The sequence below is a fragment of the Rothia sp. L_38 genome (genome assembly GCF_050689125.1).
Lineage (GTDB): Bacteria > Actinomycetota > Actinomycetes > Actinomycetales > Micrococcaceae > Rothia.
Genome location: NZ_JBOEQD010000006.1, coordinates 121,350 through 145,992 on the forward strand (window position 1 = coordinate 121,350; position 24,643 = coordinate 145,992).

The following is a 24,643-nucleotide window of genomic DNA, read 5'->3' on the forward strand; positions in this document are numbered from 1 at the left end:
ACAGACGCTGGCCTGTTGGTGGCGGTAGCCTAGATACATGCCTTCACCCGCAGACTCAGCCCCCGCAGAGCCGCAGCCACCTGTGCGCATCGACGCCTGGCTCTGGTCGGTGCGCGTGTTCAAAACCCGCTCACTGGCGTCCACCGAGGTCAAAGCCGGGCATGTGCGCGTCAACAGTGAGCACGCCAAGCCCTCCCAGAAAATCAAACCCGGCGACACCGTCACCGTGCGCTACCCCGGCTGGGAGCGCGTACTCATCGTGCGCAAAACCATCTCCAAGCGCGTCGGTGCACCCGTGGCCGTCACCTGCTACGAGGATATCTCCGCCCCCAAACCCGCCTACCTCACCAGCGGCGCCCTACCCCGCCGCGACCGGGGCGCAGGCCGACCCACCAAAACTGAGCGCCGCGCCCTCAACAAGCTCCGCGGCTACGAGAAAGAATAAGCTATGCCCTACACCCTGCACCCGGCCGTCCTTACCGACGTTCCCGCTCTCTCCGCCTTCGCTAGCGCGCACTTCCCCGACGCTGCCCCGCCCGTGGTGCCCCGCGAGTTCGTGGCGGCCTTTGTGAGCGAAAACCTAGATGAGGCGTCCTTCACCCGCTATATCGAAACCGGCTCCTACAGCTTCACTCTGGCCGTCAACGAAGCAGACGAGATTATCGCCTACTTCGGCATCGACCACGAGGCGCCCCAGCCTGCCGAAATTCCCGGCAACGCCGCCTACCTGAGCAAGTTCTACCTCTCCGCCGAAACCCGCGGAACCGGCCTGGCTAGGGAACTCATGGACGCCGTCATTGCGACTGCCCGCGCCGACGGCAAAGACGGCTTGCACCTGGGCACCCACCAGCTCAACCACCGCGCCCAGGCCTTCTACGAAAAGATGGGATTCACCCGGGTGGGTGAGCGCACCTTCCAGCTCACTGCCACCGAAGTCGCCCACGACTACATCTACCACCTGTCTATTTAAAACCTGAAGATTGTGCAGGTCGGTGCGGTATCATGACTCTACGCCTTGCCTTCCCCCCACTCGCTCGCAGCGGCAGGGCTCGAGGAGAATAATGAATTTTGAGATTCGCCCGCCTGTGCCCGCAGAGGCCAGAGCGTGGGAAGAATTGCGCATGACGTCGTGGCGTCATGCCTACGCGGGCACATTTACCCCCCAAATGTTTGCCAAACAGGAAGAGCAGCTAGGTGCCCGCGCCACCGGGTTCGCGGAATGGCTGGACTCTACCGGCGGCACCGGCGAGGACGTTCAGCAACAACTAGGGCAGCGCCGCCGCGCTCTGGTGGCGGTAGAAAAGTGCGCCCCGAGCAAACTGCTGGGCCTGGCCTTTGCCTCACAGATGCCCTATGAGGCGCAAAAACTTGAAATGCTCTACCTGCTGCCCGAGGCTTTCGGTACGGGAGTTGCCCAGGCTCTGCTAGGGGCTGTGCTTGACCCCGGCCCCGCCGAACTTGAGGTGCTGACCACCAACGCTCGCGCAATCCGCTTCTACGAAAAAGAGGGTTTTGCCATTGCGCGCTCTGACGAATTTGCGGGCCGTAAAACCTACATCATGACCCGGCCCTAGCGCTGATCTCGCGCGGACGCCGGTGGTAGGGTGAGAGGGTCAGGCTGGGTTTGCCCCCTGTGGAGGGCCCCGGCTCGAACCTCACCAAGGAAAACACGCTATGACCAGCTCACCCGCTGCGGCCGCGTCCGGCCGTCCGCCCCTGAATCGCGACACCACCGTCTGCATCTCCCTCTCGGGCCGCCCCTCAAACCACGGCATTAAGTTCCACAACTACCTCTATGAAAAGTTTGGCCTGGACTTTCTCTATAAGGCCATGACCACCACCGACATTGAGGCCGCCATTGGCGGTGTGCGGGCCCTGGGCATTCGGGGCTGCTCGGTATCCATGCCTTTCAAGCAGGCAGTGATTCCCCTGGTCAACGAGATAGACCATTCTGCTGAAGTGATTGGTGCAGTCAACACCATTGTGAACACCGACGGCTACCTCAAGGCCTACAACACCGACGTGATTGCGGTGGCCTCCCTGCTGGCTTCCCACCGGGTAGACCCCGCCCTGCCCTTCTTGCTGCGCGGTTCGGGCGGTATGGCGGCGGCTGTGGCTGGAGCCTTCTATGACGCGGGCTTCCGCACCGGCACCATTATTGCCCGCAATGAAGAGACCGGCCGCGCCCTGGCTGACCGCTACGGCTACACCTGGGCCACTGAGGTGGGCGAGTTGACCGCCCCCGTGATTGTGAACGTCACCCCCATCGGCATGGAGGGTGGCCCCGAGGTAGACACCCTGGCCTACCCCGTCACCGCGATTGAGGCTGCCCAGGTGGTCTTTGACGTGGTGGCTATGCCCGTTGAAACCCCGCTGATTCGCGCTGGCCGGGCTGCTGGTAAGGAGGTCATCACCGGCGGTGAGGTCATCGCCCTGCAGGCTGCTGAACAGTTCAAGCTCTACACCGGGGTCGAGGTGAGTGACGCCGATGTGGCTGAGGCTGAGGCCCAGGCCAACTAGGTTCTTGAAAGTAATCGAAACCTTCATCAGCGCGTTCTTTGCACACGCAGATGAAGGTTTCGCTTACCCATACGGACGCCGGTAGGGTGGTTTTATGCCCTCCACACAGTCTTCTTCACCCCGGCAGTCTTCGCTCAACCGTCAGATTCTTGCCCTGGCGGTGCCCGCTTTTGGAGCGCTTATCGCTGAGCCCCTGCTGGTCCTGGCTGACTCTGCCATCGTGGGTCACCTGGGCAGTGCTCCGCTGGCTGGCCTGACGCTGGGCTCAACCGTGGTGCAGACCCTGGTGGGATTCATGGTTTTTCTGGCCTACTCCACCACCCCGGCGGTGGCCCGGGCCGTGGGGGCAGGCGATACCCCCAGTGCTTTTGCTGCCGCCCGCAACGGCCTGTGGGTGGCTGCTGGCCTGGGTCTTTTCTTCGCGGTGCTGCTGGCGCTGACCGCCGACTCCCTGCTGCGTGCGCTGGGGGCGGGCGGGGACGTCCTGACCCATGCCACCGCCTACCTGCTGCCCTCCCTGGCGGGTCTGCCCGGCATGCTCCTGGTGCTGGCGGCGACCGGTGCCCTGCGCGGTTTCCAGGACGCCAAAACTCCCCTCTACGTTGCGACCACCGGCGCTGCCCTCAACGTGCCGCTGAGCTGGGCCCTGGTTTACCCGGCAGGGTGGGGTGTGGCAGGCTCTGCGGTAGCGACGGCTGTGGTGCAGTGGGGCATGGCCCTGGCGCTGACCTACGCGGTGGTTGTGCGGACGCGGGTGCCCGGCTCTGTTGCCCGCCCTTCCGGCTTATCGATGCGGACGCGGGTGCCCGGCTGGCTGCCCGACCTCGCCGGTCTTAAGGCTGTTTTTAGGGTGGGAGCCTGGCTGATGGTGCGGGCTGCCTGTCTGCGGATTGCCCTGCTGGCTACGGTCTTTGTGGTGACCAGCCAGGGGGAGAAAAACCTGGCCGCCTACCAGTTGACGATGGCTTTCTTTAACCTGCTGGCCTTTGCCCTGGACGCCCTGGCCATTGCCGCCCAGGCCCTGCTGGGTAAGGAGATGGGCGCACAGGATCTTTCAACCCGGCAGGGGCAGAGCGCGGTGGTTCAGCTCAAAAACCGCCTGGTGCGGTGGAGCCTGGCCTTTGGCCTGGTCACGGCCCTGGTTTGCCCGGCGGTCGGGTTTGGCCTGGCCTGGGTCTTTACCCCCGACCCCGAGGTGCAGCGCCTCTTTGCTCTCTCTTTGCTGGTGCTGGCGGTGGGCCAGCCCCTGGCGGCCTACGTTTTCATTCTGGACGGCGTGCTCATCGGCGCCCAGGACGTACGCTATCTGGGTCTGGCTGGGCTCTTTACCCTGGTGGCCTATCTGCCGGTGCTGGCCGGGCTGTACCTCTGGTTCGGGTCCGGTGCGGACGCTCCCGCCCCGCTTGCCGGGGGCACCTCCTGGGGCTGGGGTGGGCTGCTCGATGGCCCCACCCTGGCCTACCTGCTGCTCTGGTGCTCCTATGCCCTCTGGTACATGGGCGCCCGCGCCCTCACCCTGGGCCTGCGGGCCCGCAGTGGGGTGTGGCTGCGCTAGCCCGCCATAAGCTCAGCCAGCAGGGCCTCAACGCGATGCTCCTGGCCGGTGGCGCGCAGCAGCTCAATGCAGGCGTCCAGGGCAGCAGCACGGGACTTCTTCAGCCTCAAAGGCTCAAAAAACTCCGCCGCCAACTCATAGCGGCCAATCGCCAGCTCACTTTGCCCGGCGGCAGTCGCAGCTTCAGCGGCGACCACCAGCAGGCGGGCTGCCCGTTCCAGGCACTCGTTCTCGCGGTAGGTTTCTACCAGCTCATCCACGAGCTGCTGGCTCGCAGAGTCATCGGCCGCCAGTGAAAGACGGGCAGCGAGATCCTGAGCCTGCATCACAGTCAGAAGGTCGGGGTGGGCCGCCTGCCGAGCCAGCTCCTGTAGCTCACCCACCGGAGTACGAAGGGCTTCAAGGTCATTCACCCGTTCGGCAACCGGTGCCCACACGCGCACTACCTCGGCCAGTAGGGCAGGGGCGGCACCGCCGTCCGCCAGCAGAGGCCAGGCCGTCTCAAAGAACCCGTGGGCCTCAAGCGCCTGCGCCCCCGTGACAGGCCCACCGGCCAGCACCAAGAAAGCAGCCTCGGCATAGGCCATACCCGCCTCAAGGGAAGCCCCCGCCGCCTCATGCTCGCGGGCCACCGCCAGGTAGGACTCCACCGGGGTAAAGGACAGGGGAGTAGCGTCGGTCGCGCTCGCACCACCGGTCTGGGCACCTTCGGCGGCGTCCGCTTCGGTCAAACTAGCCGAACCAGCCCCGTCCGCCCCGGTAGGCAGCACAATGGGTGTCAGGGCATCCAGTTTGGTGGCGGCCTCCAGGGACTCCGAGAACCGGGTATTACCCGCCCGGCGGTCAAAGGCCTGCGCCAGCGGCCGGGATTCGGCCAGCGCCCAGTCGTAGAGCTCCTTCAAGGTAGACCGTTCGACCTGACCGGCAGGCCGCAAGCCGGTGGGCATATCCCCGTGGTCCTCTAAAGCCCAGGCCAGGCCAGCGACAATATAGCGCAGGAAGTTGCGGTTATCGCCGGGATCCCCTGCCAGGTCAAGGGCACGTTTGCCGTGGTCAGCCAGCAGGTCAAAGGCCGCCTGAAGGTTCTGGCCGCGGGCCAACACCTCAAACTCAACGCCCAGGTCGTCCGGATCATACTGGTCGCGGTTAGCCGCAGCCCGCAGCAGGTGACGGCCGGCTGCTTCGCCGTCCCCCAAATGCAGGTAGGCAAGGGCCAGCTGCCGGTGGGAAGCCGCAGGCTCCCGGTTACACAAATCTTCGGTGGGGGCACCCAGGCGGACGGCCGCCTCAAACTCCCCGTCGGTCACGTGGTCGCGCAGAATCCCGCCGTGCCTGCAGGAGCCGCAGTCCATCTCGTCCTCACCGTGTGCAAGCCACCGGGCGCGCCAGGTCTCGGCGGCCTCGTCCTCACCGATGTGGGCAGCCCACATGTACTCGGCCCGGTCGGGGGCCATCTCGCCCATGCCCGCCAGGCGGTAGCGGCGGCGCATCTCATCGAGCAGCTCGCGCGCCTGCTCCTTAGAGATCTGCGGGTAGGCGGTCATATCGCCGATAATCCACTTGAACTGCCAGAAGAGGGTGCGGGCGGTGAACTCGTCAAAGTGCTCGGGGTGGGCGTCGTAGAGACGCAACAGCTTAGAGAACACCGCAAAGGAGGCCGGGGTCGGCTGCCCAAAAACATAGGCCTCCACCAGGTTGAGGTAGGCCTCGGGCAGCATGGATTCGGGGCCCTCCCGCTCTAGGGTGCGGGTGATGTACTCCATGGCGGCGGTGCGGGCGCTACCGTAGGGCAGGTCGCGGGTTGCGGCAATTTTCTGGGCGGCTTCGTGGGTGGACCACACAGTCTTCTCCCTTGTTGGTAGCTATCTTTAGGGCTGGCGCAGGGCAGCTTCAAGCAGCTGGGCCAGGCTATCGCTGAGCAGGTTGGTTTCAGCCCCGCGCAGGCCCTCACCGGCGAGCATGAGGGCAGAGAGGTAGAGGGTCGTCAGACCCGGCTCAAAGGACGCGTGCTCCGGCTGATGCAGCAGGCGGCGGGTATTCTCGTTGGCATCGTTGAGCACCAGGGTGCGGGTCGGCTCGGCTGCTGTCTCGGTGAAGGAGCCGAGTAGCCCACCCCAGGCGCCGCCGGCGTCCTCGGCCTCTTGGGCTAGGTCGCGGGCGCGTTCGGCGTCCGCATCGCGCAGCAGCACCGCGGGTACCTCGGCGGGGTCAAAGGTGCGCAGCAGGACGCCGCAGTCCTGGGCGGCGAGTACGGCCCGGGCGCGCTCCAGGCCGCGCAGCACCTCGAACTCGCGTTCCATCTCAACGGCTGCCAGGGTCTGGGTGACGTCCTTGCTGGTCAGCTCTGTGACCTTCCAGCGGGGGCGGTCAGCCAGTTTAGCCAGTAGGTCGGCGTCGTAGACGTAGCCGCCGTTGACCACCCACAGCCCCTGGGCCCGCGCCACCGGAGCCACCCGGCGGTAGGCCTCGGTGGTGGGGGTGTAGAGCACCTGCCCGGTCTCTTCAATAACCTGGGCCAGCGTGGCGATACCCCCGGTGGTTTCAAAGGGCAGGGAGGACGCCACCACATCGAGCATGTCGTCGCTAGCCAGGGCCACTGCCCGCAGGGCCAAAGAATGGGTCTCGACAAAGCGGTCGCGCAGGGCGCTGGGCTCAGAAAGGGTAGCGGTAATCCAGGTTTTGAGCTGCTCACCGATCGCCTCGCGGGTGAGCAGAAGAATCTCGTCCTCGCGCAGCTGCTCGCGGGAGGCCGTCGGGGTCAGGGACTCCGAGTTCACCACGGCCCGCACGAAGAAAGCCCAATCGGGCAGCAGGGTGTCTTCGCGGGTGTTCACCAGCATGTTCTTCACGTAGACGCGGTGGCGGCCTGAGCCCGGTGACACCGCCTGCGGCAGTACATAGGCCACGCCGGTTGTACCGGTGGCGGGCACGTCGAGCTCAAGAGCCGCCAGGGGAGTGAACCCCAGGGTCTTCTCGGCGTAGTTAGTCAGGGCCAGGGCTCGTTCGTGCTGGTTGGGCTGGTGCTCGCCCTCCCCCTTCGCCCAGGGCAGGGCAGGTAGGGAAATACGGCGCCAGATCCGCTGGCCGGCAGCCCTCACCCGAACCGCCACCTCAACCGGCAGCATATCGGCGTAGTCGCTGGCCAGCGTCACCACCGTCTCCTCGGCAACCCAGTGGGCGGCGTCCGCCCGCGCCTTCAGGCGAATCGTCGTGCCGACCTCGGGAACCTGCCCGGTGGCGTCCTCACCGCCGGCTAGCTGAAGCACCTCAAAGGTGCCGTCCGCATGACCCAGCCAGCGCACCGGGGCAGCCCCCGGCAGCACGCTCTGCGAGGTGACCTCAACCGTATCGGCAATCAAAAAACAGGCCAGCAGGCCAATACCGAACTGGCCCAAAAACTCGGCGCGACCCTCGTTAAAGACCTCATCGCGCTTAGAGGTACGGCCAATCGTCGCCAGAAACTCCTCAGCCTGCTCAGCCGTCAGGCCCACACCGGTGTCGGTAATGGTGATGCCGGTGCCGTCCTCCCAGGGTTCCAGGAGCACCCGGGCGGGGGCGTCGCCGTCCTGCTCGCGGCGGGCAGTAATAGCGTCAACCCCGTTCTGAATCGCCTCGCGCAGGTAAACCTGCGGGCCCGAATACAGGTTCTTCGACAGCAGCTCAACCAGGCCACCCAAATCAACTTTAAAACGCTGTGACAAGGCTATTCCTCCCCGCCGAAGGTGGAGGCCACGGTTTCGAAGTACTCCAGCGAAGTCTGCAGGGCAGCGCGCAGGTGCTCATCAATCTGGGCGTCCGTCACCCCGCCCGCGTAAACCATGCTCAGCTCAACCGGCAGCACCACAAACCCCTGCCCCTCCTCTTCAACCCGGTAGGGGAAGACCTTGGGGAAGAGGTTCTGCTGGTTCCAGGCGTTGGTGAACTCGTTGAGGGCGGGCAGCGCCTCGAGGGGGAAGGTACCCCGGTAGCTACCGCGCACGCTCAGCAAATCGCGTGCGGGGGCGTTAGAGAGGGTGTAGTAGAAGTAGCCCCGCTCAAAATGGAACACAGCGGCCCCGTCATCGCCCAGCTCGTAATCCACCTCAAGGCGGTCAAGAGCCTGCAACATACGCTCATCGGTGAGCGGCTTAAGCAGCTGCGCGGCAGACTGGACGGACTCAAAGTACCCCATGGTTCCTCTTTCAGCGGTGGAAGATAGTGGTGCGGTTCCTTCTATCCTATAGGTTCGGGCGAAGGTGGGGTTGGGGCGAAGGGCTAGCCCGTTATTTATGGGTGACCTCTTTAACCCTCTACGCCCCTTCGTTCCTGACTCCGGGGTGATACACCGGGGTAGAAACGAAAGGGCGTAGGTTAGGGGCCTTGATTCTTTAGGCGCTCGCCAGGGCGGTCCGGCGGGCCTGGCGTTCGGCCTCTGCCTTATCTTCGCGGCGGTGGCGAATCCAGATGCTCAGGGCAGTGCCCGCAACAGCCAGAGTAATCCAGCCCAGCAGCCAGACAATACCCGTTGCAATACCGATGGAGCCACCGGCAATCAGGGAGCGGAAAGCCTCCAGCGCGTGAGTCAGCGGCAGCCAGGGATGCAGGGCTTGCAGGAAGGCCGGAGCTGTCTCAATCGGGTAGGTGCCACCCGCCGCACCAATTTGGACGACCGTCAGCATCAGAGCGATGAAGCGTCCGGGTGCATCTAGCAGGGCGATCAGAGCCTGGTTGATGGCGAGGAAGGTAATGGAGGTCAAAATGGAGAAGCCTGTCAGACCCCAGAAGTTTACCTCTTCAATGCCGACCCAGTAGTGGATGATGAGCGACATGACGGTGCCCTGGACGATGCCCATGAGCACGACCGGGACGAGTGCCCCGCGCAGGGTCCGCAGACCTGAGTGGCCGCCGCGGGCGAACTTGCTGGAGATCGCCGGGTACATCATGAAGTAGGCGATAGCGCCGACCCACAGGCCCAGGGTCATGAAGTAGGGAGCCAGGCCGTGGCCGTAGGTGGACACCTCGTTCAGGCGGGTTTTCTCAATGGTGACGGGGTCGCTGGTGACCGCGCTGAGTTCGCTGGCCTGGTCGGTGGTATAGCTGGGGACCTGCCCCACGGCGTCCCCCAGGGAGGTCGCCAGCTGGGTGTTGCCGTCCTCTAGCTCGTTCAGGCCGTTAGCCAGGGAGGACGCCCCGTCCACAGCTGAGCCTGCCCCCTCATTGAGGGTTGCGGCGCCGCTGGCGAGACTGGTGGCGCCCGATGAAAGGCTGCTGGTTCCTTCAGCGAGGGTCTGGGCGCCGTCATTGAGGGTGGCGGACCCGTTAGCCAGGGAACTGGTGCCCTCGGCTAGGGTGGACGCGCCCGATGAGAGGGTGCCGGTGCCGTCCGCTAGGGTGGATGCACCGCTGGCCAGAGTGCTGGTGCCCGACGCGAGTGAGGCTGCTCCGTCATTGGCCTGGGAGATAGCGGTGACCAGGGCGCCCAGGCTGGTGGAGAGGGTTCCTGCCTTGCTGTTGAGGGTTGCAGCCCCCTGGCTAAGGGCGTCTGCCCCGTTAGAGAGGGAGGTTGCGCCGCTTGCCAGCTGGCCTGCCCCGCTGTCGAGAGCGGACGCCCCCGCAGCCAGCTTGGTCAGGCCGCTTGAGTCGGTGCCCACCAGAGTATCTGCCCCGGTGGCGAGCTGCCCGGCGGCTGTGTCTACAGCCCCGGCCCCGCTGGCAAGGGCGGACGCCCCCGCGTTGAGCTGCTGCAGGGCAGCGAGTTTCTGCTCATCGGTGAGGTTGCCCCAGTTGTCGATGAGGGCCTGTGAGCTGGCCGAAAGGCCCTGCGCGCCGTTGGCAAGGGTGCCGGTGGCGGTGTGCAGCTGCTCCGCGCCGTCGGCGAGATTCTGGGCGCCGGTGACGGCGGCGTCCGCACCATCCGAGAGGGTGGTGGCGCCGCTTGCGAGCTGCCCGGCGGCGTCCTCAAGGCTCTGTGCGCCGCTGGCAAGGTCAGAGGCGCCGGACGCCAGGGAGCCGGTGCCCTCGGTCAGGGCGGGGAGCTGCTCGGGTAGGGCAGATACGGCGGAGTTGATCTGGCTCAGGCCGTCCGAGAGGGAGGCTGCACCGCTGGCGGCACTATCAGCACCGTTCGCCAGCGAGGTGGCACCGCTGTTCAGTTCTGCGGCACCGGAGGCCAGGGAGGACGCGCCGTTGTTCACCTGAGTCGCGCCGTCGGCTAGGGAGGCTGAACCGGACGCCAGCGAGCTAGCGCCATTGTTCACCTGAGTGGCGCCGTCCGCCAGGGTGCTTGCCCCGGAGCTCAACTCGCCGGTGCCCGACTTGAGGTCGGTCAGGCCCACCACGAGCTCGTCGGAGCCATCCTTAGCGCTGGTGGAGCCATCAGCGAGCTGGCTGGCGCCGTCCGCTGCCTGCCCCAGGGAGTCGTGGATATCGGTGAAGCCCGCGTAGATGTTGTTGAGGTACTCGGTGGACACCTGGCTGGCCAGGGTGTCGGTGACCGCCGTGCCCAGAGAGCTGGCGATATTGCCCGAGATGATGTTGGAGCCGTCATTGGTGGTGATATTTAGCTTGGCGGTCTGGGCTGCCGCCGCGTCGTTTTCAGACACTGACGCGACGTTCGCAGAGAAGTCAGACGGAATCGTCAAAATAGCCTGGATGTCACCGTTTTCGAGCTTGGTCTGCGCTTCGTCTGCGCTCATGGTCGACCAGTCAAAATTCTGTTTGCTGTCGTTGCTCAGAAGCTCGTCGGTGAGGTCTTGACCCAGGTTAAGGGTGCTGCCGGTGGCTGTGGTTGCCGGTGAATCTTCGTTCACAATGGCAGCCGGAACGGCGTCGATGGTGCCCGTGGGGTCATAGTTAGCCCAGGTTAGAATGCCTGAGTAAATCGAGGGGATGATAATGACGGCCAGCAGCACCAGGTACTTCATGGGGCTGAAGCGATGCGGGTGCAGCTTGGGGCGTTTAGCGCGTGTTGAGGGCACGGGATCTCACCTACTTTCGGCTTGTTGGGATCGTGAAAAGTCTGTTTCTCGGGTTAGGAAATCACGGCTTGCATCATCTGGGCAAGGTGTTCGCCGGTGGCTTCTGCGGTGTTTTCGCCGGTGAAGTCGGTGGCCAGCCAGCGGACGGCCAGCCAGGCGACCCCGGCGGCAACGAACTGGACGTAGTCGCTGGTGAGGTCGGGGTTCTTGGCGATGAAACGTTCGGCAACGGCCGGTCGGCTGAGAAAACGGTGGCTGAGGAAGTCGATGAGCTCGGCGACCAGGGAGGAGTTGCCCGAGATAGCCAGTACATTGCGGTAGAAATCCGCGTCGGCCTGCAGCTGCTTGAGCAGGTTGGTGCTGACCTCGCTGGTAAAGACAGCAACGGACGCAGCGGGGTCGGCTGGTAGTAGGGCGTCGAAGGCAGCGCTGAGTTTGGTGAGGGCCGCGGCGTGAATGAGCTCGTGGACGTCGGTGAAGTGCTGGTAGAAGGTGGGGCGGCTGACCCCTGCGGTCTTGACCAGGGTTGTGATGCTGAGGTTGCCGGGGTCGCTGGTGCCCAGGGCCTCGGTGGCGGCGTCGATGAGGGCTGCGCGAGAGCGGGCCGGACGCGGGTCGGCGGCGCGGGCGTCCTCTGCGGCGGGTGCCAGGGTGGGGGTCATAGCGGGTATCCTCTGCCAACAATTTTTCTTACAGATGTAAAGTTTACACTTGTAAAAAATATCGGCAAGCGGTGAGTGTGTGAGATAAGAAATAGCTGTCTAGGTAGATTATAGGCATGAGCACACTGCCCCGCCCCCTCGCCTTTGCCGCCCTGGCCTGCGGTGCTGCCGCAGCCGCGTCCGCCCTCTATCACCGCTACAAACCCCTGCCAGCTGGCCTGGATGTTACCGGGCCCTGGCGAAGCGGACAGGTAGAGCTGTTGGCAGACCTCACCTACACGGCTGACGGTGAACGCCGCTCTGATCAGCAGATTTTCACCGCTGTTGAGGGGGTCATTGAGCGGGCTACAAGCTTCTTGGTGCTCGATATGTTCCTCTTCAATAGCGACTATGACCGCTCCAGCGGGCGCACCTACCCGGCCCTCTCCCAGCGCCTTACCGAGGCCCTTCTTGCCAAGCGGGTCGCTGCCCCCGATGTGCCCATCGTGCTCATCACCGACCCCATCAACACCTTCTACGGCAGCTACCCCCTGCCTCATCTAGAGCGACTGCGGGCCGCCGGGGTGCAGGTGGTTGAAACCCGGCTAGAGGCCCTGCGCGACTCTAACCCCGCCTACTCCGGCTTCTACCGGGCAGCCCTGGCGCACCTGCCGGAGCTCCCCGCTGCGCTGCCCAATGCCCTGGCACCGGGCGGACCGCGCGTCTCTGCCAATGCCTACGCCAGGCTCTTTAACTTCAAGGCCAACCACCGCAAGGCGGCCCTGTCTGAGGCCGAGGCTGTGGTGGCGTCCGCCAACCCGCACGACGCCTCTGCGCCCAACTCCAACCTGGGTTTGCGGGTCACCGGTGCTGTGGTGGGCGACCTGCTGGCCAGTGAGCTGGCGGTTCTAGACTTTTCTGCTCCCGACCTTGCCCGTTCCCTGCGGGGGCTAAGGTTTGCTGGGGGTGTTAAGCTCCCGGGGCAGGCGTCTGAGGTGCAGTTGGTGACCGAGGGCGGTATTCGCACTGCGGTGCTGGAGCTGCTGGCGGGTGCCGGCGCGGGGGACCGGGTCTGCCTGGGCATGTTCTATCTATCGGAGCGCGCTGTCATTACCGGGCTTAAGGCTGCCGCGGCCTGTGGCGCTTCGGTGCAGGTGGTTCTCGACCTCAATATTGATGCCTTTGGCCGCACAAAAACCGGCCTACCCGCCCTGCCCGTTGCGCGAGAACTGGTATGCGCCGGGGTCCAGGTGCGCTGGTACGCCACAGGGGGCGAGCAGTTCCACCCCAAGTATCTGGCGGTTCACCGAGGGGCGGACGCACCCGCCCCGGCAGATTCTGGCGGCTTTGAGCTCCTGAGCGGGTCGGGTAATTTCACCCGCCGAAATATTTGTAATTACAACCTAGAAACCAGTCTGCGGGTGCGCGCTGCGGGCGACTCAGCCCTAGCCCAGGAGTTCTCTGCCTACTGGTCCCTGATCTGGAATAACGAACCGGTAGACGGCGCCCAAACCACCTTCACTCTGCCCTACGCAGTCAAGGCGGGCGGGGGCGTCCTAAAATCGACCCTACAAACCCTGGCCTACCGCGCCCAGGAGGCGACGGGGCTGGGGACCTTCTAGGTGCAGACAGTGCAAAAGTTTGTAATAAGTGCAATAAATGAAAACACTTGCACTTATTTCACTTAATCGATAGTCTGAGGATGTATAAATCCAAGAACCTCTACCACCAAGGAAGACGATGACCGCGCAGACTCTCAAAAACACTGCGACTATCGAAACAAGCCAAGCTGTGGCTCAAGAGGCCCATAACCTTCTCACTCATCTTGAGAAGTCACCTGCGCTGTCTGTGTCGTTGACTGTATCTGGTGAGGCCAGTGAAGTGCTGGGGCCAGAGCTGGTCGCAGCGTTGAAGGCAACCCTGTCAATCATCAGTCAAGGAGGTCAAGCGCAGGTTGTCTCCGTACCTAAGGATCTGACTACGACTGTGGCGGCCCGCCGCATCGGGGTTTCTCGCCCAACTCTTATGAAGCTCATTCGTGAAGGTCAGATTCCTGCCCATCAGGTAGGTACCCACTGGCGTGTTCGTACGGCAGATGTTGATGCTTACAGGGCGCAGCTGCTTGCTGTGAAAACTGCTGAACAGAAAGCCGCCTTCGAAGAGCTGATGAAACTTGACGAAGAGCTCGGAATTTTAGACTAAACAAAATAGAAATATCGCTACTTGTGCTACCCCACGTCTTTAGGATGGGGTGGTATGAGTAGCGATATCTATCGGATAGTTCTCGACACCAACGTGCTGATGAGCAAGACGTTGAGAGACTGGATTTTCCTTACCTGTTTGGAGACAAATAATCTTTTTTATCAGGTATATCTTTCGCAGGGTATCTTAGATGAGTTCGGTTATCACTGGCGTAAACAGCATCCACACCATGATGATGCCGTGAGGCAGCGCTATATGAAGCAGATTATGGATAGCGCGACGGGCATTGTGGAGGGGTTTAAAGTAGAAACTCCTGCCGGATATCCTGACGAGCATGACGCCCATGTTCATTCGGCCGTGCTTGCATCTACAGCGGATGCTCTCATAACCGATGATTCTAAACTGATAGCTTTTGGTCAAAGTTGCCAAGGGGAGGAAGCCCTGCCCTATGACACCATGAGTGCGGATGACTTTCTTATGCAGATGGCTCACTTCATACCCCCAGAGATTCTCGACTCGGTGTACCTAAAGCAGGAAACCTATCTTGAGCATAGGAACCCTGATGCAACTGTACCTAGCTTGCTTCGACAAGCAGGGGCTTTGAATTTTGCTCGTCACCTTCAAACGGTTGTAATTCCGCGTTTATGATGTGGGACCTGGTCTAGATGAAAACCTTATGACCTACTCTTCGGTGGACTCATGCGGGCCTAGTTGCGAGACTATATGGAGTTTTCCCTTACCCTCTTTCATCCTGCCGGGGGAGTTCTTTTATCAGCAGGCTTGCTAAGCTGGCGGTAAGAGCGGGTCAAGAAGCCTGCTACCCGATGCCAGAAAGGACGCAGCAGTGAACCCTCAGACCGACATCGCAAGCCCCCAGATCCAGAACAAGAAGCCGCACCGCAGGCTCGCCGCCCTGCCCGCACTAGCGGCGGCGGGCGTCCTTGCCCTTGCACCCCTGACCATGGTGGCAGCCGAAGCAGCAGACCTACCTGCTGCGCCAGCGTCCGGCAACATTCGCGACGACGCCAACCTGCTTACCGACGCCGAAGAGAACACCCTCAACGATCTCATCGACCAGAAAAACCGGGGCACCGACCGCGCCCGCTTCGCTATCTACACCACCGACCAAAGCCCCGGTGACCTGCCCGACTACGCCACTGACCTGGGTAACGCCTGGGGCGTTGGCGACCAGGGTAAAGATAACGGAGCTGTGCTGGTCATCGATATGGAGGGCCGTGAAACCTTCATCGCGGTCGCCGACGGCGCCGGGGACTACATCAGCGATTCCGAGGCAGAAACCATCGCCAACGACGTCCTGGGCCCCTACCTCACCGACGGCAACTATGCCGCCGGTCTAGAGACCACCATCGACGAAATCTATGCCGCCGCAGAAACCGAGAGCGCAGATAGCAACCTGATTCTCTGGGGCGTCCTGGGTACCCTGGGTGCCGTTGCCGCGATTATTGTTGGGTGGATTTTCCGTGACTACCGCAAGATCAAGCGGGATGCCGAGGACGAGATGCGCCGGGCCAAGGAGGAGAACCCCGGCCTGAGCATTCCCGACGATATGCGCCGTGACTACATCAAATACCGCTACGCCAACCGCACCGCCCCGGCAGACCCCGACCAGCGCGAGGCCGAGCTTGCTGAGCAGGAAGCGGAGAACAAGGACACCTACACCCGCTACGCCCCCACCTTTAGTGCCTGGCTGCCCCTCTATGCGACCATGCCCCACCTCTACTCGGGCAGCAACCATGTGCCAGAAAATTCGGCAGGATCAGGGGGTAGCTTCTCGGGCGGCTCATCGTTCGGTGGCGGCGGGGGCTTTAGCGGCGGCGGGGGAGGCGGACGCTTCTAGCCGCGGCAGCTCAGCCCACTCATGCTGAAGGTAATCGAAAACTTCATCTGCGCGTTCTTTGAACGCGCAGATGAAGTTTTCGATTACCTACAAGAAGCGAGTAGAAACTAGGACGCCCCCGCCCGGCTGGCCAGCTCCAGCAGGGCTCGGTGCACGGTGGTGTCGCCGGTGAGTTCCGGGTGGAAGGAGATGCCCAGCAGGTGTCCCTGCCGCACGCCGACAACCTGCCCGGCGTGACGAGCCAGGACGATGACGTCCGCCCCCACCCGGGTAACAATGGGTGCGCGGATGAAGGCGGCCTTCACTGATACCTGCCCGCCTGCATTGGTAAGCTGACCGGAGCCGTCCGCCCCGGTAGCGCCCCAGGCCAGCTCGGCCTCAGCCGAATCCACCTGGGAACCAAAAGCGTTGCGGCGCACGGTCACATCGAGCAGGCCCAGGGTCTGCTGGTCGGCGGCCGGGTCCTCAATGTCTCGGGCCAGAAGAATCAGCCCGGCACAGGTGCCCAGGGTGGGCAGGCCACCCGCAATAGCCTCAATCAGGGGCTGCCGTAGGCCAAATATCCTGGTCAACCGGTCAATAGTCGTAGACTCCCCACCGGGAAGCACCAGGGCATCCAGCCCCTCCAGCTCCTCGGGGCGCTTGACCAAAACCACCTGCGCACCCAGCTGCTCCAGCAGGGACGCATGCTCAGCGACCCCGCCCTGCAGGGCAAGGACGCCAACAACAGGGGGAAAATTCACTACCATCCACGCTCCGCCAGGCGGTGGGGGGCGGGCAGGTCTGCCACGTTGATACCGACCATGGCCTCACCCAGGCCGCGGGATGCGTCCGCAACCGCTGCGGGGTCGTTGTAGAAGGCGGTTGCCTTAACGATGGCCTTGGCACGGGCCTCGGGGTTACCCGACTTGAAGATGCCGGAGCCGACGAAGACGCCATCCGCACCCAGCTGCATCATCATGGCAGCGTCAGCCGGGGTTGCCACGCCGCCAGCAGTGAAGAGCGCGACGGGTAGCTTGCCAGTTTCGGCGACCTCGCGTACCAGCTCGTAGGGGGCAGCGAGCTCCTTGGCCTTGACGTACAGCAGGTCGGGAGCGGTAGCGTGCAGGGCTTGCAGCTCGGCAATCTGGGTCTTGATGGTGCGGATGTGCTTGGTGGCTTCAGAGACGTCACCGGTGCCAGCCTCGCCCTTAGAGCGAATCATGGCAGCACCCTCGGTGATACGGCGCAGGGCCTCACCCAGGTTGGTGGCACCGCAGACAAAGGGCACCTTAAAGGCGCGCTTGTCGATGTGATTGACGTAGTCAGCGGGGGAGAGAACCTCGGATTCGTCGATGTAGTCCACCTTGAGGTGCTCCAGAATTTGGGCTTCTACGAAGTGGCCGATGCGGGCCTTGGCCATGACGGGAATAGAGACGGCGTCGATGATTCCCTCGATCATGTCGGGGTCGCTCATGCGGGCTACGCCGCCCTGGGCGCGGATGTCGGCGGGAACGCGTTCGAGGGCCATGACGGCTACGGCGCCGGCGTCCTCTGCGATTTTTGCCTGTTCGGGGGTGACGACGTCCATGATGACGCCGCCCTTGAGCATCTCGGCCAGGCCGCGCTTGACGAGGGGGGAGCCGGTAACGGTAGTTTCTGCGGTGTTGTGTTCAGTCATGGTTTCAACTGTGCCCGCCGATATGGTCTAAGAATAGGGCCAGTTTCTAGCAAAGTTTTTAGACCATAGGTAGGGAGGCGGACGCCCGTCGGCCCGTTTTAGGGGGCAAGCTGTCCCCAAAAGCTAAAATTTTTGGCTCTGCCAGCCAGCTGATGAAGAGGTTTAGGGGACAAACCTCCCCCAAAATCTTTGAAAAAATGAGCCATTTTGCTCAAAAAACCCACCCCTGGGGACAGCTTCAAATTTTTTTCCAAAAAATTTTTTCACCAGACAAGCGCGCTTTCATAAGGGTAAATAAAATTACTTCACGAGGAAAGCGGTAGTTTTGTCCCCATCTCGCCTTGTTTTGTCCCCCAAACGTCCTATAAAGTTTTCAACCGAAGCACAAAGGGCTAACCCAAAGCCCACAGGCTCCACCCAGGAGCCACACGAACCCACTCCAGGGTTCACCCGGATTCCCCCAAGAATCCACACCCCGGCTCTCCCCAAGAGTCTCCCGTCCCAAACAAATACACACGAAAGAGACCCAAACCATGCTTTCTGTATCCCGCCGCAACTTCCTGTCACTGACCGCCGCAACCGCTGTAGCAACCGCACTGACCACCCAGGCAGCGCACGCAAACACCGGTACCGTGCTCAATGGCAACGGCCTGGCATCAGGCGTCCTGCGCTTTACCCCCCTGGCAGACGTCGCCTACACCTCCCCCTTCGCTCAGGCCTTCACCGATGCCCGCTCCTTCACCCCCATGGGCGCAAAAACCTCCGACGCTCTAGTTGAGGCAACCTACACCACCTCGCGTCCTGCCGCTGGCACCGTTTACACCCGCGTCATCGCACGACGCGTTACCACCGGGCGCGACTACTACACCGCCCTGCTGACCATCGGTAACACCGGCCAGCTGACCCTGCTGATTGAGCGCGTCATCAACAACCGCACCGTCATCCTGGGCCAGAAGGTCCTTGCGGCTACCGCCCCCACCTCAACCTTCTCTTACGAGCTGGCTCTCTCGGTGCGCGCTACCCGCCTCGTTGCCCAGGTTATCGTTGACGGCCAGGCCGTTGAAACCCTGGTGGCAAACGATAACGTCATCCCCTTCTATGGCACCCCCCAGGGCACCGGCACCGGCATCAGCGTTTACGCAGGCCGCACCGTCCCCTCCACCCACGTTGTCTCTGTCGCTAAGGCCAAGGCAGATAACTGGGGCGAGCACCGCGGTGCCCTGACCGCCTCAGGCTGGGGCAAGCTCATCTTCGAAGATGACTTCAACAACGGCGCTATCGACGGCACCAAGTGGCGCGTGCGCGATAAGTCCTACGTAGGCTACGACTCCGGTGTCAACCTCAAGGAAGCCGTCACCATGGGTGACTCCTCCACCAAGATCTGGCTGAAGAAGCTGGCCACCCCCGTCACCTACAAGGACGGTAAGTTGCGCGAATGGGCCACCGGCTACATCGACACTATGGGCAAGTTCTCCGCTGAGAGCTTCCGCCTGGAATACCGCGCTAAGCAGCCCGCGTCCACCCCCGAGCACATCGGCGCCTGGGGCGGCATCTGGATGCGCCCCAACAACACCGCTCTTCTCGGTGAAATCGACATCTCCGAGTCCTACGGCTACACCTCCGGTAAGCAGAAGATTGATATCTCTAACCGCTCTGAGGGTACCGTTCACTACGGCCAGCAGCAGGGTAACAAGGCTAAGAAGAACGCCCTGATTCCCGTACTGGGCCAGAACCTGGCCGATGAATACCACACCTGGGCAGTTGAGAAGACTCCTGCCGGTATCAAGTTCTTCTTTGACGGGGTTGAATACCTGTTCGTCTCGTCAGAGGATCCTCGCTACCAGGCCGCACTGCCTGCTGGTGAGAAGTTCAACATCCGTTTGTGCATGCAGGCAGGCAATGCCTACTGGGGCGGTCTCGCTGAGTCCACCCGGGATTGTGCAATCGAGGTTGACTACGTACGCGTTTGGGAGTACGTAGGCTAGTCAGATTCCCTGGGAAGAATCTGATGCGAGAGGGGTACCGGCGCCAGCAGCCCGGTGCCCCTTTTCGTTGTGTTTGGGATAGTGCCCGCCGCGTGTGCTTCGCGGTGGGCATTTTTCGTGGTGGACATGTTTCGTGGGGTGCGGACGCCGGTGGGCTAATATCGGGGGAGCGCGGCTTTGATGTCAGGGGAGGGTAACGTGGCGGAGTATTCACGGTTTGATCAGTTGCCGGTGAGCGTATCGCGGTCGGCGCCGGGTTCTTTGCCGTCGCAGGTGGCTGAGCAGATTCGCACCCTGGTGTTGGGTGGTTTTCTGGTGGCGGGTGACCCGCTGCCTTCCACTCGTGCACTGGCTGAGCGGCTGAATGTTTCACGTGGAACGGTTGTTTTTGCGTATGAACAGCTGGTGGGCGAAGGGTATTTAACCAGCGGACGCGGGGGCACCCGCGTAGCTGACCACCTCGCCCTGGGGGCTGCGGGGGTTTCCCGGCCGACTATTTCAGTGGGGGAGGTGGGCTCTTCGCGTCCTGCCGCCGTGGGCGGGGAGGCGGGGCTGGCGTCCGCGTGTCTATCGGCCTCGAATACCGGTCTTGTCCGCCCCGCTACCCCCGAGGTTATCGACCTTCGCCCGGGCAGCCCCGATACCTCCTTGGTGGCAAGCTCCACCTGGCGGGCTGCCTGGCGGCAGGCCGCTGCCAACCCGGGTACTGCCCACCCGCCGGCGGGATCCTACGAACTGCGGGTGCAGCTGGCTGAGCACCTGAGACTCATGCGATCGGTGCTGCGCACCCCGGACGACCTACTGGTGACTGCCGGTGCCCGCGACGGCTTCCGCCTGATTCTTACCGCCCTGCGCCGCCGGGTGCGCAACCGTCCACTTCGTATTGCGGTGGAGAACCCCGGCTACCCCTCCCTGCACCGCATACCCCTTGCCTTTGGTCACGAAATCCTACCGATTGAGGTTGATGGGCAGGGCCTCAACCCTGCCCACCTGCCTACGGGGCCTAACCGGCCCGACCTCGTCCTTATAGCCCCCAGCCACCAGTACCCGTTGGGGGCTTCCATGCCGCTGGCGCGCCGCCTGGAATTGCTGGCCTGGGCGCGCGCCCATGACGCCCTGCTGATTGAAGACGACTACGATTCTGAGCTGCGCTATGTGGGCGACCCCCTGCCGGCTCTAGCTTCTCTTGACCGCCCGCCTCTGCCGGGCGAGGCCGAGGCTCACCCGGCCCGTTGGGCCTCCGACCGGGTGGTGACACTGGGGTCTTTTGCGAAAATGCTGGCTCCCGGCCTAAACCTGGGCTATGTAGTGGTGCCCCGGCACTTGCAGGCTGACCTGCTAGAACTGCGTGCCGATTTAGGCAACCCGGTGTCATCGGTCGTGCAGGACGCCATGGCGGCCTTTCTCGCCGCGGGCGGGGTGCGCCGCCATACGGCGCGCATGCGCCGGGTTTACCGCGGACGCCGGGAGCAGGTACTCACCGCCCTGCAGGGTTTGGATGGTGCCCGGGTGCTACCCATGGACGGCGGCCTGCACGCGGTTCTTCACCTGCCCGGCATTGATTCTGCCCGGGGGAGGGGCCTTGAGGGTGAACTAGTTGAGGCCGCCCGCCTAGAAGGCGTGCTTGTGGCCCCGCTGGGGGATTACTGGTCAGCGCGGGCTGAGTCGGGCGAGGCCCTATACGGCTTGGTGCTTGGGTTTGGGGCCGTCAGTGACCGCAAGCTGGCTCTCGGTCTAGAGGGTTTGCGGCAGGTGTTGGAAGGTTACTCTGCTGGTCTAGGTGCCCATTCTGGCCGCTAGGACGTAACAGGCTGCCTGTGGCTCGGCGGCTTTCAGCTTGGCTGGTTAGACTGGTGGGGTGACTTTTGATTCTCAGCACTCCAATTCCCGGCACTCCGATTCCCAGCGCACCGACTCCGAGCTCTCTGACCCCCGCCATGCGTCCGGCGGGCGGCAACCGGACCCCAAGCGTCCTATGGATCCCGTTCTGGCAGCCGCCCTCACCGGCCCCACCCTGGTGCACGCCCTGGTTTTCCTGGCCTTCGGCCTCACCACGGTCTTTTGGCAGCAACCGACCCTGGGCGTCATTACTGTCATGCTGGGTCTTTACATGCTGGGCTATGCGGGGGCGTCCTATCTGACGGCCCAAACCCTGCGCCGCGTAGGGGACGCCAGCTCGGCCCAGGCCTTTACCTCCATCGCCCTGGTGCAGGCGGCCGGTGGCGTGCTGGCTTTTGTGGCCCCCCGCGGGGAGTTCTGGCTAACCCTGGTTGCCGCCTGCGTGCTGGGCTTGACCGGTGTGCTCAAACTGCTCGCCGGTATGCGTACTAAGGCAAGTAACCCGGCGGCCCGCGACTGGCAGCTTGAGGGTGCTATCGTGACGCTTTCGGCGGCAGCCCTGCCTGTGGTCTCTGAGATTGGTGACAAGGCCATTATGGGAACCGCCGGTGGTGGCGCCCTAGTGGCCGGTATTTTCTTGGTGATTGGTGCGCTGTCTTTGCGCGCGGACGCCCGTCGCGGCTAGAGGCTGTCGGGCAAAAGTGGTGCTCACCCCGTAGACTGGTGGAGAGTTTGTTTTCAGGAGGAATGGTCTTGGCTCAGAAGAGTGAATCACCCAATCGTGGGTTTAAGGCGCAGGTGCGCGGTCCGCTGATTATTGCGGCGGTCTTGGCCCTGGTGGCTTTCTTGGGCATCGTGGTTTTTGCAACCGGCGGTACAAATAACACCCCGAATGTGGTGCTGGCTTTGACCGTTGCTGGTGCTGTTTTTGTGGTCACCCTGGTCATGTGTGCAACCCTCATTCTGGTGGAGCGCCCCAACGACCCCGAGCTGGGTGAGGGTACCGGTATTAACCGGTCGTCTGCCAAGCTGTACGCTGAGGCCCGTGCTCGCCGCGAAGCCGAGGCCAAGCGCCGCGAGGCTGAAGAAAAGGAGCGCCTGGCCAAGCGTATTGACGAGGCTAACGCTGCCCAGGACGGCCAGCAATAAAACTGATTCCGTAAGGCAGAAGGGCCGGGGCGGGTACCAGTGGTGGTACCTGCCCCGGCCCTTTTATGGTTGAGGCACTGAGGTTCTAAAGCTCTAAAGACCTAAGGTGCCGGGCGCCCTAGGCTTTGGACTGCCCTATCCCTCGGGGCGCCCTAAATCTCGGGGTCGATGAAGACTCCGTCGAAGTAGGCCGCCAGGGCGGTGTGGTCGGTGAGGGGCAGGACTGCACCCACGTACTGGTCGGGGCGCACGATTACCACTACACCGTCCCGGGAGAGTTTGCGCTCTTCGAAGATGTCTTCATCGGGTAGGGCGCAGTAGATGTTCTCCCAGTACTCAAGCTGATAGGTGCCCACCAGGGGCCGGAAGGCCGCGGGGGTATCGGTGGTCTCGAACTCGGTGTAGTTCTGCTGGTAAATCACTACCGGCTCAATCAGGGCGTCGAAGTCAGCCCCCTCAGCCCGGTAACGGACAAATGGGGAAGCGGGGTCGCTGATAAGGAAGTCGCTGAGCTCTTTGACCTTTGACTCGGCGGACGCCGGGTGTGCAGCATCGGCGAAGACGTAGAGCCGGTAGCGGCCGTCAGCTACTGCTTCATGCCCCAGGTGGCGGGGGTAGGCGTTCTCGCGGCGGTTCACACGGGCTGAACGGAACCGCTTGCCCACGGGGAAGCCCTCAGCCAGGTGCTGGTGCTCGGTACCGCCGGTGATGAGGGAAGGCTTGTACTCGGTCATGAAACCGGCCGGGAACTCGGCGGTTTTCACGTAGAACTCTTCAAGATATTCGGGGCTGGGTAGGTCCTCGGGTTTGGTGGCCATGAGGGTGGACCACTCTTTATCGAAGTCAATCAGGTTCTGGGCGATTTCCTGACGTTCGCCGGAGTAGGTGTCGAGCAGGGCTTCGGGGGCGCGTCCTGAGAGCACATGGCCAAGCTTCCAGGCGATGTTGAAGCCGTCCTGCATGGAGACGTTCATGCCCTGGCCTGCCTTGGCTGAGTGGGTGTGGCAGGCGTCGCCGGTGATGAAGACGCGGGGGGTGCGGGTACCGCGGTCGCAGGTATCAACGTCGTCGAAGTGGTCGGTGAGGCGGTGGCCGACTTCGTAGACCGAGTGCCAGGCCACGTTCTTCACGTCGATAGAGTAGGGGTGGTAGATGGCGTTGGCGCGGTCGATGATTTCTTCAATGGGGGTGGAGCGTACGGCATGGTTGTCGTCGAGGGGGACTTCGCCCAGGTCAACGTAGACGCGGGCCAGGTGGCCGCCTTCGCGAGGGATATGCAGGATAGATCCCTTGGTAGAGGTGATAGCGCACTTCATGCGCCAGTCGGGGAAGTCTGTATTGACGACGACGTCCATGACGCCCCAGGCGTGGTTGGCGGCGTCGCCTGAGAGGGTGCGGCCAATGGACTTGCGGACGCCGGAGCGGGCTCCGTCGCAGCCGATGACGTACTTGGCGCGGACGGTGCGTTCTTCGCCGTAGTGTTCGCCGGTCGTATGGCGGACGGTGACTTTCACGGGGTAGTCGTGGTCTTCTTCAATGGTGAGCCCGAGGAACTCAATGCCGTAATCGGGGGTGATTTTGCCGGGGGAGTTGCGGGCGAAGTCGGCGAAGTAGTCGAGAATGCGGGCCTGGTTGATGATGAGGTGGGGGAATTCGCTGATGTTGTGGGGGTCGTCGGGGGTGCGGGTGGTGCGGACGATGTTGTCGGGGTTGGCAGGGTCGGGTTTCCAGAAGCTGGTTTCGGTGATGTGGTAGGCCTCGCGGATTACTTCTTCGGCGAAGCGGAAGGCCTGGAAGGTTTCGACGCTACGGGCCTGGATGCCGTCAGCTTGGCCGAGTTCGAGGCGGCCTGCCCGGCGTTCGATGATGCGGGTGTTGATCTGGGGGAATTGGGAGAGCTGGGCGGCGGCAATCATGCCAGCGGGGCCGGAGCCGACGATGAGGACGTCCATGGTCTCTGGTAGTTCATCTGCGCGGTTGATGCCGTAGCCTGCTGGGTCTTCAAGGCGGGGGTCGCGGGAAATGTAGCCGTTGTGGTGGAAATGCATGGTGCTCCTTAGGGAGTGGGTGCGGCGCTGCACCCCAGCAAAGATGTGATGGGTGACACTTGCTCTGAATCATATACGATATGCAGTGGGGGCGGCAAGGGTTGTCTGAGACTTATCGCGGGGTGGCTGTAAGCTTTTGCAAAAACCCCTTGCTGTGACGTGAGTTACTTGCTAGTGTGTGAAAATGATATACGATTTCAGACAAGGTTGATAGAGCTCAACGAGGAGAC

Annotated in this window: 21 protein-coding genes; 13 read left to right on the forward strand and 8 right to left on the reverse strand. The window is 62.9% G+C overall.

Features of this window, described 5'->3' with window-relative positions; translation table 11 throughout:
* The first annotated feature begins 37 nt into the window (after positions 1 to 37).
* The 5 genes from ACRCJM_RS06250 (at position 38) to ACRCJM_RS06270 (ending at position 4,075) form a co-directional block, all read left to right on the forward strand.
* Positions 38 to 445, forward strand: coding sequence for an RNA-binding S4 domain-containing protein (locus tag ACRCJM_RS06250; RefSeq protein ID WP_431464229.1), 408 nt, complete (start codon positions 38 to 40; stop codon positions 443 to 445).
* 3 nt (positions 446 to 448) lie between these two features.
* Positions 449 to 970, forward strand: a complete 522-nt coding sequence (locus ACRCJM_RS06255; RefSeq protein WP_431464230.1) for a GNAT family N-acetyltransferase — start codon at positions 449 to 451, stop codon at positions 968 to 970.
* 91 nt (positions 971 to 1,061) lie between these two features.
* Positions 1,062 to 1,574, forward strand: a complete 513-nt coding sequence (locus tag ACRCJM_RS06260; protein ID WP_431464231.1) for a GNAT family N-acetyltransferase — start codon at positions 1,062 to 1,064, stop codon at positions 1,572 to 1,574.
* A gap of 100 nt (positions 1,575 to 1,674) precedes the next feature.
* The gene (locus tag ACRCJM_RS06265; RefSeq protein ID WP_431464232.1) at positions 1,675 to 2,520 is read left to right on the forward strand and encodes a shikimate 5-dehydrogenase; all 846 of its coding nucleotides are present in this window, start codon (positions 1,675 to 1,677) and stop codon (positions 2,518 to 2,520) included.
* 94 nt (positions 2,521 to 2,614) lie between these two features.
* Positions 2,615 to 4,075: an MATE family efflux transporter gene (locus tag ACRCJM_RS06270; protein WP_431464233.1), complete on the forward strand. Its 1,461-nt coding sequence runs from the start codon at positions 2,615 to 2,617 to the stop codon at positions 4,073 to 4,075.
* Here the strand turns inward: ACRCJM_RS06270 and ACRCJM_RS06275 are convergent.
* The 5 genes from ACRCJM_RS06275 to ACRCJM_RS06295 form a co-directional block, all read right to left on the reverse strand.
* Positions 4,072 to 5,916 carry a hypothetical protein gene (locus tag ACRCJM_RS06275; RefSeq protein ID WP_431464234.1) on the reverse strand — a complete coding sequence of 615 codons (1,845 nt, stop codon included), beginning with the start codon at positions 5,914 to 5,916 and terminating at the stop codon, positions 4,072 to 4,074. The genes ACRCJM_RS06270 and ACRCJM_RS06275 overlap by 4 nt on opposite strands.
* Positions 5,917 to 5,943: 27 nt before the next feature.
* Positions 5,944 to 7,776 carry an HSP90 family protein gene (locus ACRCJM_RS06280; protein ID WP_431464235.1) on the reverse strand — a complete coding sequence of 611 codons (1,833 nt, stop codon included), beginning with the start codon at positions 7,774 to 7,776 and terminating at the stop codon, positions 5,944 to 5,946.
* A 2-nt stretch (positions 7,777 to 7,778) separates the two neighbouring features.
* On the reverse strand, positions 7,779 to 8,246 hold the full coding sequence (locus tag ACRCJM_RS06285; RefSeq protein ID WP_431464236.1) for a YbjN domain-containing protein: 468 nt from the start codon (positions 8,244 to 8,246) through the stop codon (positions 7,779 to 7,781).
* A 196-nt stretch (positions 8,247 to 8,442) separates the two neighbouring features.
* Positions 8,443 to 11,031: a YhgE/Pip family protein gene (locus ACRCJM_RS06290; RefSeq protein WP_431464237.1), complete on the reverse strand. Its 2,589-nt coding sequence runs from the start codon at positions 11,029 to 11,031 to the stop codon at positions 8,443 to 8,445.
* A 53-nt stretch (positions 11,032 to 11,084) separates the two neighbouring features.
* A complete protein-coding gene (locus ACRCJM_RS06295) occupies positions 11,085 to 11,693 on the reverse strand; it encodes a TetR/AcrR family transcriptional regulator (RefSeq protein ID WP_237186646.1) in 609 nt (202 codons plus the stop codon).
* A 116-nt stretch (positions 11,694 to 11,809) separates the two neighbouring features.
* On the opposite strand from ACRCJM_RS06295, the gene ACRCJM_RS06300 reads away from it, so the two are divergent.
* From ACRCJM_RS06300 to ACRCJM_RS06315, 4 genes are all read left to right on the forward strand, one after another.
* On the forward strand, positions 11,810 to 13,294 hold the full coding sequence (locus ACRCJM_RS06300) for a phospholipase D-like domain-containing protein (protein ID WP_431464238.1): 1,485 nt from the start codon (positions 11,810 to 11,812) through the stop codon (positions 13,292 to 13,294).
* Between the two features lie 118 nt (positions 13,295 to 13,412).
* Positions 13,413 to 13,874, forward strand: coding sequence for a helix-turn-helix domain-containing protein (locus tag ACRCJM_RS06305; protein ID WP_431464239.1), 462 nt, complete (start codon positions 13,413 to 13,415; stop codon positions 13,872 to 13,874).
* A 54-nt stretch (positions 13,875 to 13,928) separates the two neighbouring features.
* Positions 13,929 to 14,522 (forward strand): PIN domain-containing protein, encoded by a 594-nt coding sequence (locus ACRCJM_RS06310; protein WP_431464240.1) that lies wholly within the window; start codon positions 13,929 to 13,931, stop codon positions 14,520 to 14,522.
* A 196-nt stretch (positions 14,523 to 14,718) separates the two neighbouring features.
* Positions 14,719 to 15,732: a TPM domain-containing protein gene (locus ACRCJM_RS06315; protein ID WP_431464241.1), complete on the forward strand. Its 1,014-nt coding sequence runs from the start codon at positions 14,719 to 14,721 to the stop codon at positions 15,730 to 15,732.
* A 107-nt stretch (positions 15,733 to 15,839) separates the two neighbouring features.
* Here ACRCJM_RS06315 and pdxT read toward each other — a convergent pair whose 3' ends face one another.
* The gene (pdxT, locus tag ACRCJM_RS06320; RefSeq protein WP_431464242.1) at positions 15,840 to 16,481 is read right to left on the reverse strand and encodes a pyridoxal 5'-phosphate synthase glutaminase subunit PdxT; all 642 of its coding nucleotides are present in this window, start codon (positions 16,479 to 16,481) and stop codon (positions 15,840 to 15,842) included.
* The gene (pdxS, locus tag ACRCJM_RS06325; protein WP_431464243.1) at positions 16,475 to 17,392 is read right to left on the reverse strand and encodes a pyridoxal 5'-phosphate synthase lyase subunit PdxS; all 918 of its coding nucleotides are present in this window, start codon (positions 17,390 to 17,392) and stop codon (positions 16,475 to 16,477) included. The genes pdxT and pdxS overlap by 7 nt, the downstream gene beginning before the upstream one ends.
* A gap of 533 nt (positions 17,393 to 17,925) precedes the next feature.
* On the opposite strand from pdxS, the gene ACRCJM_RS06330 reads away from it, so the two are divergent.
* From ACRCJM_RS06330 to ACRCJM_RS06345, 4 genes are all read left to right on the forward strand, one after another.
* A complete protein-coding gene (locus ACRCJM_RS06330) occupies positions 17,926 to 19,377 on the forward strand; it encodes a glycoside hydrolase family 16 protein (protein ID WP_431464244.1) in 1,452 nt (483 codons plus the stop codon).
* 198 nt (positions 19,378 to 19,575) lie between these two features.
* A complete protein-coding gene (locus ACRCJM_RS06335; RefSeq protein WP_431464245.1) occupies positions 19,576 to 21,177 on the forward strand; it encodes a PLP-dependent aminotransferase family protein in 1,602 nt (533 codons plus the stop codon).
* A gap of 58 nt (positions 21,178 to 21,235) precedes the next feature.
* A complete protein-coding gene (locus ACRCJM_RS06340) occupies positions 21,236 to 21,901 on the forward strand; it encodes a hypothetical protein (protein WP_431464246.1) in 666 nt (221 codons plus the stop codon).
* 68 nt (positions 21,902 to 21,969) lie between these two features.
* Positions 21,970 to 22,365, forward strand: coding sequence for a hypothetical protein (locus ACRCJM_RS06345; protein ID WP_326503739.1), 396 nt, complete (start codon positions 21,970 to 21,972; stop codon positions 22,363 to 22,365).
* Between the two features lie 152 nt (positions 22,366 to 22,517).
* Here the strand turns inward: ACRCJM_RS06345 and ACRCJM_RS06350 are convergent, their stop codons facing one another.
* The gene (locus tag ACRCJM_RS06350) at positions 22,518 to 24,413 is read right to left on the reverse strand and encodes an FAD-binding monooxygenase (protein ID WP_431464247.1); all 1,896 of its coding nucleotides are present in this window, start codon (positions 24,411 to 24,413) and stop codon (positions 22,518 to 22,520) included.
* Positions 24,414 to 24,643: the final 230 nt, after the last annotated feature.

What these genes read in the sequence shown, in the direction of transcription:
- ACRCJM_RS06250 (WP_431464229.1), top strand. Translation starts at nt 38, where the DNA reads ATGCCTTCACCCGCAGACTCAGCCCCCGCAGAGCCGCAGCCACCTGTG.
- ACRCJM_RS06255 (WP_431464230.1), top strand. Translation starts at nt 449, where the DNA reads ATGCCCTACACCCTGCACCCGGCCGTCCTTACCGACGTTCCCGCTCTC.
- ACRCJM_RS06260 (WP_431464231.1), top strand. Translation starts at nt 1,062, where the DNA reads ATGAATTTTGAGATTCGCCCGCCTGTGCCCGCAGAGGCCAGAGCGTGG.
- ACRCJM_RS06265 (WP_431464232.1), top strand. Translation starts at nt 1,675, where the DNA reads ATGACCAGCTCACCCGCTGCGGCCGCGTCCGGCCGTCCGCCCCTGAAT.
- ACRCJM_RS06270 (WP_431464233.1), top strand. Translation starts at nt 2,615, where the DNA reads ATGCCCTCCACACAGTCTTCTTCACCCCGGCAGTCTTCGCTCAACCGT.
- ACRCJM_RS06285 (WP_431464236.1), bottom strand. Translation starts at nt 8,246, where the DNA reads ATGGGGTACTTTGAGTCCGTCCAGTCTGCCGCGCAGCTGCTTAAGCCG.
- ACRCJM_RS06295 (WP_237186646.1), bottom strand. Translation starts at nt 11,693, where the DNA reads ATGACCCCCACCCTGGCACCCGCCGCAGAGGACGCCCGCGCCGCCGAC.
- ACRCJM_RS06300 (WP_431464238.1), top strand. Translation starts at nt 11,810, where the DNA reads ATGAGCACACTGCCCCGCCCCCTCGCCTTTGCCGCCCTGGCCTGCGGT.
- ACRCJM_RS06305 (WP_431464239.1), top strand. Translation starts at nt 13,413, where the DNA reads ATGACCGCGCAGACTCTCAAAAACACTGCGACTATCGAAACAAGCCAA.
- ACRCJM_RS06310 (WP_431464240.1), top strand. Translation starts at nt 13,929, where the DNA reads ATGAGTAGCGATATCTATCGGATAGTTCTCGACACCAACGTGCTGATG.
- pdxT (WP_431464242.1), bottom strand. Translation starts at nt 16,481, where the DNA reads ATGGTAGTGAATTTTCCCCCTGTTGTTGGCGTCCTTGCCCTGCAGGGC.
- pdxS (WP_431464243.1), bottom strand. Translation starts at nt 17,392, where the DNA reads ATGACTGAACACAACACCGCAGAAACTACCGTTACCGGCTCCCCCCTC.
- ACRCJM_RS06330 (WP_431464244.1), top strand. Translation starts at nt 17,926, where the DNA reads ATGCTTTCTGTATCCCGCCGCAACTTCCTGTCACTGACCGCCGCAACC.
- ACRCJM_RS06350 (WP_431464247.1), bottom strand. Translation starts at nt 24,413, where the DNA reads ATGCATTTCCACCACAACGGCTACATTTCCCGCGACCCCCGCCTTGAA.